Origin of the sequence: Mesorhizobium sp. M0751 (assembly GCF_040320265.1) — a bacterium.
Lineage (GTDB): Bacteria > Pseudomonadota > Alphaproteobacteria > Rhizobiales > Rhizobiaceae > Mesorhizobium.
In genome coordinates this window covers 1-11384 of the sequence record NZ_JAMYPH010000047.1, presented here as the reverse complement: position 1 = coordinate 11384, position 11384 = coordinate 1, and the positions used below count along the sequence as shown (strand labels likewise).

Annotated in this window: 8 protein-coding genes and 3 pseudogenes; 6 read left to right on the top strand and 5 right to left on the bottom strand. The window is 58.6% G+C overall.

Annotated elements, in window-relative coordinates:
• Positions 1-104 (top strand): annotated as a pseudogene (locus NKI19_RS32080) (integrase core domain-containing protein); the annotation flags it as partial.
• Between the two features lie 23 nt (positions 105-127).
• Here NKI19_RS32080 and NKI19_RS32075 read toward each other — a convergent pair.
• Positions 128-2200: a recombinase family protein gene (locus NKI19_RS32075; protein WP_352567634.1), complete on the bottom strand. Its 2073-nt coding sequence runs from the start codon at positions 2198-2200 to the stop codon at positions 128-130.
• Entirely contained in the window at positions 2190-2387 is a 198-nt protein-coding gene (locus NKI19_RS32070; protein WP_023722661.1) for a hypothetical protein, read from the bottom strand. Before NKI19_RS32070 ends, NKI19_RS32075 begins: the two co-directional genes overlap by 11 nt.
• Before the next feature lie 579 nt (positions 2388-2966).
• Here NKI19_RS32070 and NKI19_RS32060 point away from each other — a divergent pair.
• The 5 genes and pseudogenes from NKI19_RS32060 to NKI19_RS32040 form a co-directional block, all read left to right on the top strand.
• Positions 2967-3136: pseudogene (locus tag NKI19_RS32060) on the top strand (transposase); the annotation flags it as partial.
• Positions 3137-3508: 372 nt separating this feature from the next.
• Entirely contained in the window at positions 3509-5110 is a 1602-nt protein-coding gene (locus NKI19_RS32055; RefSeq protein WP_352567633.1) for an ABC transporter substrate-binding protein, read from the top strand.
• Between the two features lie 304 nt (positions 5111-5414).
• Positions 5415-6407 (top strand): ABC transporter permease, encoded by a 993-nt coding sequence (locus tag NKI19_RS32050; RefSeq protein ID WP_352567632.1) that lies wholly within the window; start codon positions 5415-5417, stop codon positions 6405-6407.
• 14 nt (positions 6408-6421) lie between these two features.
• Complete coding sequence (locus tag NKI19_RS32045) at positions 6422-7303, top strand: ABC transporter permease (protein ID WP_352567631.1); 882 nt, start codon at positions 6422-6424, stop codon at positions 7301-7303.
• 9 nt (positions 7304-7312) lie between these two features.
• Entirely contained in the window at positions 7313-8965 is a 1653-nt protein-coding gene (locus NKI19_RS32040; protein ID WP_352567630.1) for an ABC transporter ATP-binding protein, read from the top strand.
• Positions 8966-8975: 10 nt separating this feature from the next.
• Here NKI19_RS32040 and NKI19_RS32035 read toward each other — a convergent pair.
• The 3 genes and pseudogenes from NKI19_RS32035 to NKI19_RS32025 all read right to left on the bottom strand — a co-directional run.
• Positions 8976-9377 (bottom strand): annotated as a pseudogene (locus NKI19_RS32035) (CoA transferase subunit A); the annotation flags it as partial.
• Positions 9378-9751: 374 nt separating this feature from the next.
• A complete protein-coding gene (locus tag NKI19_RS32030) occupies positions 9752-10924 on the bottom strand; it encodes a M20 aminoacylase family protein (protein WP_352567629.1) in 1173 nt (390 codons plus the stop codon).
• 6 nt (positions 10925-10930) lie between these two features.
• Positions 10931-11278 (bottom strand): hypothetical protein, encoded by a 348-nt coding sequence (locus NKI19_RS32025; RefSeq protein WP_352951279.1) that lies wholly within the window; start codon positions 11276-11278, stop codon positions 10931-10933.
• Positions 11279-11384 lie beyond the last annotated feature (106 nt).

Sequence of the window (11384 nt, the reverse complement as noted above, 5' to 3'; positions counted from 1 at the left end):
AAAGCTTCAACGGGCGGATGCGGGACGAGTTGCTGAACGAAACCCTGTTCCTCGGCCTCGACCATGCCCGAACAACCATCGCCGAATGGGCAGACGACTACAATCCTGTTTCATAACACCCATCTGTCTATGTCGTTGAAGTGAATAGGTTTTGCTGATCTGGATGCGATCCCGTGGGGTATTTTGGGTTTTGCCGCGCGCAATAAACGATGCGCTGTGCCGCAGGTTCGCCAAGCGTTGATCGGCTGAAGACCCATGGACCATCCGGCAGAGGATGAACGCCTTCGATCTCGCCCGCCTCGGCGGCGAGCCTGAGGGTCTTCGGTGCAACGCCGAGAAGGCGCGCCGCCTTGTTCAGGTTAAGCCATGGCTCTTTGCCGTCCGCCGCTGGCCGGAAGACAGGGATCTTATGATGCGACCTGTGCGCGGTGACCCGTTCGCGTGTCCATCGATTGCCGTGGCCGGTCACCAGTCCATTGCGGTTGAGGATGCCAGCAATCAGATCATCATTGGCGATGAGCACCAGTTGGCGGACGGCCGCGATGATATCGCCGGACGTGCTGTTGCGCTGTCCACGGCGCCGCTTCGGCAGGCGCAGTTCAGTATGGACGCCGCCAACCCAATGGATCAGAAGAACGATCTCTGACGCTTCGTCATCGATATCGGCGACCACCTCCCGGATGACGGTGCGAACGATGCGCTTCTTGAGCCTTGCATCCGTCGTCGGCGCCGCCCATACAGCCTTGAGATCGGCGGCGAGCGCGGTCACGTGTATTGGCGACAGAAGTGATGGCTCCGATGTCGAGGCATCATGCGCGGCAATCCTGCTCTCGATCTCGCCGACACGCGTAAGCGCCCGGTTCCATCGCAACTCCAGTTCCGCCGCGACCAGCCGGTTCTGCGGATCGATGGCGTCGTATTGCCGGAACGCCCGATCGGCGTTGTAGCGTGCCGCCTCGCGATCGCGCATCAGAGCATCGCGGACCTGATCGCGGCGACTGGCCGCTTGCGCTTCGGCCTCGACGGCCGCGGCTATCGCTGCCGGCTCGACAACCCGCAGAAGAGCTTCCTCGATGGCGTCGTCGACGCGTAGTCCACCGAAGGCGATGCAACGCGGCTCGCCATTGTCAAGCAGACCACGCCAGCAGGAATAGCGCGGAATGTTGTGCTTGGTTCCCGTGTAGCGGACCGTCAGCTTGCGGCCGCAGCGCCGGCAGCGGACAAGGCCGGCGAGCAGAGCGTCGCCATGCTTGGGCGCCCCGTGATGCCGGCTCGTGGGCACGTTGTCGCTCACCATCTTGCGGATCGCTTCCGCCCTTTCCCAGCTGACGTAGCCTTCGTGTGCACCCGGGATCAGCGCCAGCCATTCATCACGCGCCTTACGGCGGCTGCGCGAACGAATGGCTGTTGCATCATATCCCGACGCAGCACGAGTCTTACCATAGGCGTAGGCGCCGCCGTAGATCGGGTTCTCGATCATTCGGTGGATGGTCGCATAGCTTGGCCTGCGCCAGACCACATCGCCATTGTTGCGCTTGGCAGGCAAATCCAGCCCATGTTCGAGGAACCAGAGCAGGGCCTGGCGGGCACTGCCGAGTTCCGCCACCTTGTCAAACACAAGGGTGATGGCCTCCTGCATGCGACGGTCGGGATCCTTCTCCAGCCGGTCGCCGACCTTCACGAAGCCGACCGGGGAAGCGACGACGAGTTCACCGCGCCGGGCCTTCTCATAGCGGGCCGACAAGGAGCGCTGACGCAGAAGATCGAGCTCATACTCGTTGAGACTGCCCTTCAATCCCAGCAGCAGCCGGTCATTGCCCTGGCGCGGTGCGTAGACCGTCTCCTGGTCGATCAGCACGGTATCGACGACGCGGCACATCTCGATGAGCTGCTGCCAGTCGCGGCTGTTGCGGGCGAAGCGCGATACCTCCCGCGCCGCAACCGCCCCAACCTTGCCGAGACAGACTGCTGCGACCATCCGATCGAAGCCCGCTCGCGCGACACCGCCAGCAGCAGAGCGGCCGAGATCGTCATCGACCGTCTCGATGCAAGACCAGCCGAGCGCGACCAGGCGATCGCGCATCGCATACTGCAGGGCGCTGCTCTCACGATTGTGCAGAACCTGATGGGCCGAGGACTGCCGCACATAAAGGATCGCCTTTCGCTCCAGATGGTGGGGCCGGATCTTCTCATGCATCATGGCGTGCCTCCTCCCGTGGAACGGCGCGCTCGCCGTCGACGTGGTCGAGGATCAGGCGCACCATCAGCTTTGTCAGCGTCAGGCGCGTCTCTTCCGGCAGCGCCTGCCATGGTGGCATCTGCGCGGTCTCCGCATCGTGCGGGTTGGAGAACAGATCGAACTGATATGTCGTGGGCTGGCGCGGCATGGACCTCTCCCCGATTCGCGTCGTGAGGATCCGATGCTGCGCCCGAAACCTCCAATTGCGATGGGGTGTGGGAATTGGCCGTCGCGTCCTGCAGCAGTGTCACCAAGACGCCAAGCGTTCTGGGATCGACATGTGGGGCAGCGGCAATGCGCCACGCGGTGCAGACCGCGCGATCAAACATCCAGGCCGGAACCTCCAGCCACCGATCGGAGGCGTGGCCAGAGAGACTGCAGCGGAAAACCTCCCGGTCAGCCTTCTCGATCACCTCATGAACGTGAACACAACGCCCGGCCCAGGGATGCCATGGATAAAGAAACTTGCGTTCCTCGGTCCCGTGGGCGTTCTCTCGTCGTGTTGTACAACCGATCGCGCCCACATTCGGCGCTCGCATACATCACGCCTGCGGCCTATGCCGCCAATCTCACCGCAACGGACGATCGGCTGCGCAACCCCGACCAGCTCCGCCGATCACCCGTTGCTCAACCCGCGCCATACGGCGTAAAACCCGCCGAGGCTCTAACTGCAGCCGGATGAAAATTCAGTGGCAGGTCAGCTGGGTTCGAGCCGCCGGAAGCGCCGCGTGTGGTCGGCATCAACGACTGGGCCTGGCGCAAGGGCCAGCGCTACGGAACGATCATCTGCGATGTTGAGCGTAATCGCGTCCTCGATCTATTGCCGGATCGAAATGCCGACACGGTCGCACCATGGCTGGAACGCATCCTGGCATCGAGGTTATCGCGCGCGATCGCGTACCGCTTAGACTGGACATGTCCGGGACATTGTTGCTCGTACGCGATCACTCTATGCCCACATAATATTAGACGCGCAATAGTTTTTGGACCACTCTGTCAAACCACCGCTTGAGAAGCAGCGTTTCAAGTTTCCTTGTGGAAACCAAAAGCCTGACAAGTGCTCCCGCTAGGGAGGTGGCGGCGTCACCCGTGCGGCGGTCATCACAAGGAGCGGGAGGTCTGGGAGCACTTACGGGAAAACGGCTGCGACCTGCGCCTTCGCCAAGGATGCGCACGCCTCTGAGGCGTGCCGCAATCGAAACCGCACAGCGGCACGGCACCGTTCAAAAGCATCAAGACAACAACGAACAAGACAATCGGGAGCTTTCTATGTCTAAGGGGAATAAACAAACGGGTCATTTCCAGTCTAGCCAGATTTCTCGCCGCGAACTCCTAGCTAGCGTGGCCGCCTCGGCTGCACTGGCTGGCGTGGGCTCCGTCATGCTGAAGCCCGGGCTTGCGAATGCGGCCGAACCGACCAAGGGCGGATTTATGAAATTCGGCCTGGCGGATGGATCGCAGACCGACACGCTCGATCCAGCTACATGGCCCAGCTCGTTCGCACTTGCGGCGCTCGGCGGGTCAATGTGCAACAATTTGACTGAGATCCTCCCAGACGGCTCGGTGGTGCCGGATTTGGCTGAGAGCTTTGAACCTTCGGGGGGCGCTGCCAAGTGGGTGTTCAAGCTCCGCAAGGGCTCCACTTTCCACAACGGCAAAAATGTCACCCCTGCGGACGTTATCGCATCTATGCGACACCATATGGGCGAAGGGACTAACTCCGGCGCGAAGGCCATGTTGGCGCAGGTTGGGTCGATCGAGGCTGACGGGAAGGACGCTGTCACCTTCACACTGAACAGCGGCGTCGCTGACTTCCCGTACCTGGTCGCCGACTTCCATCTGCCAATCATGCCGGCAAAGGCCGAGGGCGGCCTGGACTGGTCTGCGAAGGTCGGTACAGGCCCTTTCCTGCTTGAGCAATTCGAGCCTGGCGTGGGCGCGAAGCTAAAACGCAATCCGAATTACTACAAGGAAGGCAAGCCTTATCTTGACGAGGCCGAGTTCATCGTCATCACGGACGCCGTTGCCCGCACCAATGCACTCGTCACCGACGAGGTGCAGTATATGGAAGAGGTCGATATCAAGACCCTCAACCTGTTGAAACGCAATGCGGACATCGCGATACAGCTGGTACCCAGTGCGCGTCATGATTCTTTCGACATGAACACGCAGATGGAGCCATTCAACAACAATGATGTTCGCTTGGCTCTTAAGTACGCCATCAATCGAGAGGAGATTTTAGACAAGGTCTATTTCGGCACGGCGCGACTCGGAAATGACAACCCCTTGGCGCAGTCGATGCCCTTTGCGATTGATCCGCAGCCGCAACATGTCTTCAATATCGAGAAAGCTAAGGAGCACCTGAAGAAGGCCGGCTACGAGACCCTGAAGATCGACCTGTCGGTAGCTCCGGCGGCTGCAACAGGATCCGTTGAAACCGCCGCTCTGTTCAAGGAGCAAGCCGCCAAGGCGGGCATTGAAATCAATCTGGTTCAAGAGGCCGACGACGGCTATTGGGATAAGGTGTGGCTAAAGAAGCCGTTCGTTTCGGTCGGCTATTTTGGACGGGCAACCAGCGACTGGCTCTTCACCCAATTTTATCAGACGGGCGCAGCGTGGAATTCGACCCATTTCAGCCACAAGAAGTTCGATGAGCTCCTCGCTGCAGCCCGCGGCGAAACCGACCAAGCCAAGCGCGCTGCTCAATACGCGGAAATGCAGCAGATTTTGCACGACGAAGGTGGCGCGATTGTGTATGCCTTCTTAAACTATACCAATGCCGTCTCCAAAAAGGTTGGTTTCAACAAAGTCGGCGGTGTATTTCCGCTGGACAATGGGCGTGCGTCTGAACGCTGGTGGTTGACTGCATAGTTTGGAAATCGAACGATTGCGCGAGCGCCTGATTCTCCAGGCGCTCATCACCTTGACGCGTTTCTTCCTTGGAACTCGGCTCAATGCCGATTGTTAACACGCCACGTAATGGCATGCGATTACAACGTCTTCGGCGGTCGCTCCGTAGGTTGTAGCACGCTGCGCGCTACATCATTGGGCAAATGTCCAATCGCGGATCTTCGCGGCTGACATCTGCCTGCCGACCGGCATCGACGGCAACGATTGTACCGCATCTCAATGTCCCAGCGATAGTGACTACTCGACTACTCGGAAGGCCGAAGAAATGATCCCCCGCAATTTAAAGATGATACCGCCTCTTGTCCGAACGATCATCTCTCGACTGCTCCTCGGCGTATTGACGCTCGCGGCTGTCTCGGTCATCATCTTTTCGACCGTCAGCATGCTTCCAGGCAACTTTGCGACCGCGATTTTGGGTCAGTCCGCCACCCCCGAAACAGTTGCGGCTTTTAAGTCCCGTCTCGGCCTCGATCAATCCATCGCGACCCGTTACTCCAAATGGGTTGGCGGCATCCTGCGTGGTGATCTCGGCGAATCCTTGTCGTCCAGTCCAGGTGAGCCTCGATTCGTTGTGGACATCATTTCATCGCGCCTCCGCAACACATTCCTGTTGGCTAGTCTGACCGCGCTCATCGCAGTTCCACTTTCGATCGTCCTCGGCGTCCTCTCCGCACTGTATCGGGGTGCCGCCTTTGACCGCGTGGTAAACGGAGTTTCGCTAACCACGATCTCAATTCCAGAATTCTTTGTAGCGTATATCCTGCTCATTTTTGTCGCCGTAAGACTGCGTTGGCTGCCGACCCTCTCCAATGTCAAAGACAGCATGGACGTCGTCGAGTGGGTCTGGCGTATGACCTTGCCCGTCTTGACCCTGACAATCGGGATTATTGCCCATATGATGCGCATGACCAGGTCGGCGATTATCGGCGTGTTATCCAGCCCCTATATCCACATGGCAAAATGCAAAGGTGCTTCTCCAGCACGAGTCATCCTGCGGCACGCCTTGCCCAACGCTTGGGCCCCCATTGCCTATGTCGTCGCCGTGAATCTGGCTTACCTGGTGGTGGGCGTCGTGGTGGTGGAGACAGTCTTTGTCTATCCCGGGATAGGCCAGACAATGGTGGATGCAGTGCGCACACGCGACATACCTGTGGTGCAAGCATGCGCACTTATATTTGCGAGCGCCTACATCCTCCTGAATCTCCTTGCGGACATTATCGCAATCTCCACGAATCCTAAGCTGCTCCACCCGAGGTGATGGATATGGTGGACATGCCCAACACAGCCGATATCTCGTCGCGCGCCAAGCGCCCCCCAGGCCGGCGCAGTAGATTCAGCTATGCGCTCAGAAAAGCGCCCCTCAACGTCAAGCTCTGCTTCGCCATCGTCGCGGTTTACCTGTTCGCCGTCTTTTTCGCAAACCTGATTGCTCCTTTCGGCGAATCCGAATTGGTCTCTCGGGAACCATTCGCGTCGTGGAACCGCGTAAATTTGCTTGGCACGGATCAGCTTGGTCGAGACATCCTCAGCCGACTTATCTATGGCGCGCGTAATTCCATTGGTATCGCCATCGTAACAACGACTATCGCCTTTTTGTTGGGCGGCACGCTGGGCATCATCGCCGCGTTGTTCCGTGGTTGGGTGGACCAAGTGGTCGCACGCCTCATCGATGTCCTCATGGCGATTCCGGGGTTGATCTTTGCACTGATGCTGCTGTCCACTTTCGGAACATCGATCCAGAATCTGATCATAATTATCGCAATTCTCGATTCAACCCGCGTTTTCCGACTCGCCCGCGCGTTGGCAATGGACGTTGCTGTGTCAGACTACGTGGAGTCCGCACAGGTTCGGGGGGAGAACCTACTATGGATTATCGCTCAGGAAATCCTACCCAACATTCGCCCAATATTGGTGGCAGAATTTGGGCTCCGCTTCTGCTTTGTGTTCCTCACCATCTCTTCGCTGTCATTCCTGGGCCTTGGCGTCCCGCCACCGATGGCGGACTGGGGTTCCATGGTCCGCGAGAATGCTAGTTTGATCACCTACGGGGATATCACACCATTGCTCCCGGCGGCAGCCATCAGTCTGCTTACCGTCGCGATCAACTTCATCGTCGACTGGTATTTGCAGATCATCGGTGCCTCTAATGCTTGAGCGAATCACATGACCGAGCAGGTAAAACCTTTGTTGAGGGGGGCGGAACGGGCTTCGCCGCTGCTGACGATCCGCGGACTCGTCATCAATGGTATGGTCGACGGCACCCTCGTACCGATTCTGCAGGGTATCGACCTTGATGTTCATCCTGGCGAGATTGTCGGCGTGATCGGCGAGTCGGGTGCGGGAAAATCGACGCTCGGTTTAGCGGCACTCGGCATGGTTAGGGAAGGTTGCAACATCGCCGATGGGACCATCAATTTCGGTGGGATCGACCTCCGTGATTGCCCAGAATCGGTCAAACGAAATCTGCGCGGTTTGCGCATAGCCTATGTCGCGCAGAGCGCCGCCGCTTCCTTCAACCCTGCACACAAGCTGATCAATCAAGCGGTTGAAAGCGCCGAAATCCACAAGACCGAACCGCGCAAGCGAGCCATTGAAAAAGCGGTCACCCTGTTTGGCGAGCTTGCCCTCCCAGATCCTGGTGGGATCGGCCAGCGATACCCCCATCAGGTGTCGGGTGGTCAGTTGCAGCGCCTAATGACGGCAATGGCAATGCACTGTTGGCCCGATCTCATCATTTTCGACGAGCCGACGACAGCCCTCGACGTGACGACTCAAGTCGAGGTCCTTGGGGCCATTCGCAAAGTCGTCCAGCAGTTTGGAACGGCGGCCATATACATCAGCCATGACTTGGCACTCGTGTCGCAGATGGCCCACCGCATCGTGGTCCTTAAGGACGGTGTCAAGGTTGAGGAAGCTGAGACGCGACGAATGCTTGCATCGCCCGAGCACCCCTACACCAGAACTCTTTGGGCAGTACGGAGCCTCGAAAAATCGGCGGCCGTGGCGGCGCGGCCTATTCTCGATATTCGGCATATCAATGCGGCTTACGGGCACGAGCGGGTGCTGGAGGATGTCAGTTTCACGGTGCCGCGCGGTCACACAGTTGCGGTGGTCGGGGAATCGGGCTCAGGCAAGTCAACCTTGGCTCGGGTCGTTTGCGGGTTGCTGGGAGTTCAGCAAGGCGAGGTGGTGTTTGATGGCGCCCGCCTGCCTGCATTAAGGGGAAACCGCAACCGTGATATTCTGCGCCGTATCCAACTCGTCTATCAATCTGCGGATACCTCGCTCAACCCGAGCCATACTGTGCGCACACTGCTCTCGCGCCCACTGCGGCTCTATTTCGGACTTCAGGGTGCGGCCGTCACGCAGCGGGTACGCGAGTTGCTCGACATGATTGAGCTGGGCGGCGCGTATATTGATCGGTACCCTTCGGAACTCTCCGGCGGTCAAAAGCAACGAATCTCGATCGCCCGCGCGTTGGCTGCCAATCCCGATCTGATCGTTTGCGATGAAGTGACGTCGTCACTCGATAACGTAATACAAGAGGAGATCCTGAAGCTCTTGATGGCACTCCAGAAGGAACTGGCGATCTCGTACCTCTTCATCACGCATGACCTTGCCACCGTGAAGGCGATCGCGGACGAGGTCGCCGTCATGCACCGTGGCCGAGTGGTTAGATTCGGCGAGAAGAAAGCCGTTCTCTCGCCACCGTTCGATGACTATACGCAACTGCTGATGAGTTCGGTGCCACAGATGGACCCAGACTGGCTGGATGGCGTGCTTCAGAAGCGTTCCGGCGAAATCACGCATGCATGAACGGATGCGTGTGCTCCTTGCCCTCGGCGACCAAGGTGCCCACGCCGGTCTTGGTGTAGAAGCCGGCGATGCCGGCGCCGCCGGCGCGCATGCGCTCGGCCAGCGTCCCCTGCGGACTGAATTCGAGTTCCAGGTCCCCGCTCAGATACTGGCGCATGAACTCGGCATTTTCGCCGACATACGACGAGATCATCTTCTTGATCTGCTTCGTTTTCAGGAGCACGCCGAGACCGAACTCGTCGACGCCGCAGTTGTTCGACGCAATCGTCAGGTCCTTGGTGCAGGCCTCCCGGATTGCAGTGATCAAGGGCTCGGGTATACCACAAAACCCAAACCCGCCTGCGGCAACGAACATGCCGTCGAACAACAAACCATCAAGCGCCGAGCCCGCGTCGCTATGGACTTTGTTCATTTAGTTCACCCCAAGTGTTGACCACCACTTTGTCGTTGACACGAATCGCCTTGTGCGATGCTCAACAGGTCCAGGATGCTTTTGGCAGCGCGAATAGGCTCGCGAACCACTGAGAAAGAGTTCTCGCGCCTTTCATGGTCTTCGCGGCGCTGTGATGCAGATAGTGCGGCATTGCCGCTGCGGAGCTGCGCTGATCACCGCGCACGTCTTGCCGGATGCACTGGCTAGAGCCCATCCGGCGATCAATCTTGGTTAGGCGCTCGGTGGGCGGCCGGGGAGCCCGCGCCGCGGAAAGACGGACCGTGCTAGCGAGCATAACGCTCTTGCTGACATCGCGCTCGAGCGCACCTCACCAACTCCAGTCCGCCCGCACATCAGGTACCCAATACCGTCTCTACAAGGCTGACCCAATAGCCGATACCGTAAGGCAGGGCTTCGTCGTCAAAGTCAAATGCCGGGTTATGACACTCGGCCGTCGGTCCATTGCCAAGGAAAATGTAAGCGCCCGGCCGCGCCTCAAGCATGTAGGCGAAATCCTCCGCTCCTATGCTCGGTTTCATCTTGTCATTCACGGATGCAGACCCGACGAGACTGCGGGCGGCCTGGATCGCCAGATCGGTTCCCTCCGCGTGATTGAAGGTCGCTGGAACGGATCGAAGGTACCTGAACTCGATATCTGCGCCGAACCCGCGCGCGATACCCTGAGCGGATGCCAAAATCTCTTGCTCGGCGAAGTCTCGCAGGCCGGATGCCAGGGTCCTGACGGTTCCGGCGATTTCGACCTGATCGGGAATAACGTTGTAGGCCTGTGCCGCGCTCAATTTGGTGACGGAAATCACCAGCGACTCCAGAGGATCGGTCTTGCGCGAGACCAAGGTTTGCAGACCGAGAATGATCTGTGCTGCAATGACGACGGGATCAATGGTCCGATACGGGTGGGCCGCATGGCCACCCCTGCCCTTCACGACGATATCGAAGTCGTCTTGCGACCCCATGATCGAGCCATGGCAGATGGCGAATTTGCCCAACTCCAAGCCCGGCCAACTATGCATGCCAAAAACCTGGGATATGCCGAAGCGGTCCATGATCCCTTCCTCGACCATCTTAAAGCCGCCTGTTGGGAATTCTGGCTCTTCTGCCGGTTGAAAGATCAAGGCAACCGAGCCCTTGAAGTTGCGCGTACTCGCGAGGTATTTCGCAGCGCCCAGCAACATGGCCGTATGACCGTCATGGCCGCATGCATGCATTTTGCCCGGGCTTTTCGACGACCAGGGTTTGCCTGACGCCTCTATGATTGGCAGGGCATCCATGTCCGCTCTTAGCCCGATCGTCGGCCCGTCTCCGCCTTCGCCCTGAATCAATGCGACGATGCCGGTCTCAGCTATCCCCGTTTCGATGTGATTGATACCGAAGGATGCCAGTTTCTCGGTTACGAACCTCGCTGTGTTGTGTTCCTGAAAGTCGAGTTCTGGATTTTCATGGAGGTAGCGGCGCCATTCGGTTGCCTCGCGCTGCAGATCCCCGCCGAAAGCGTCAACGCTTCTCATGTTGCATTAGCCCTTTAGACACATTCCACCGAGCCGTTTCGATGTCGTTCCCGAGCCGCGCTCTGGTGGCAAAGGGACGGCCGGCCTGAATTGATTTCGATTGAGCGCGGGATGACGATCAAACGTCAATTTTTCATTTCGTTCAATCGCCGTAGAATTCTTGATCCAACGAACTTGGGGATGATGACGCATGAGAGAGAGGGATTTGCGCCAATCTGCGCCGCCTGCTGAAATGTGGAGGAGAAAAAGCACTGCGGTTTGAAATGTAGCCAGCCTGCTGCGGATGACATAGCTGTCCGCGGCGACCACCGAACTGGTCCAACGGACAAACCGAAGGTCGGTCACCAGCGTCAAGCTGTAAGCGCCAAGCTGACCCCATCTGGCGCGGCTTGAGGTGATGAGCGAGACATACTGACACTGAAGCAAGGAGCCGAGGAGCTTGCAGTGTCAATTTCTATGT

Bases quoted from the DNA above. Each gene is read 5' to 3' on its own strand.
- NKI19_RS32045 (WP_352567631.1), top strand. From the start codon at position 6,422: ATGCCCAACACAGCCGATATCTCGTCGCGCGCCAAGCGCCCCCCAGGC.
- NKI19_RS32075 (WP_352567634.1), bottom strand. From the start codon at position 2,200: ATGATGCATGAGAAGATCCGGCCCCACCATCTGGAGCGAAAGGCGATC.
- NKI19_RS32040 (WP_352567630.1), top strand. From the start codon at position 7,313: ATGACCGAGCAGGTAAAACCTTTGTTGAGGGGGGCGGAACGGGCTTCG.
- NKI19_RS32030 (WP_352567629.1), bottom strand. From the start codon at position 10,924: ATGAGAAGCGTTGACGCTTTCGGCGGGGATCTGCAGCGCGAGGCAACC.
- NKI19_RS32050 (WP_352567632.1), top strand. From the start codon at position 5,415: ATGATCCCCCGCAATTTAAAGATGATACCGCCTCTTGTCCGAACGATC.
- NKI19_RS32070 (WP_023722661.1), bottom strand. From the start codon at position 2,387: ATGCCGCGCCAGCCCACGACATATCAGTTCGATCTGTTCTCCAACCCG.
- NKI19_RS32055 (WP_352567633.1), top strand. From the start codon at position 3,509: ATGTCTAAGGGGAATAAACAAACGGGTCATTTCCAGTCTAGCCAGATT.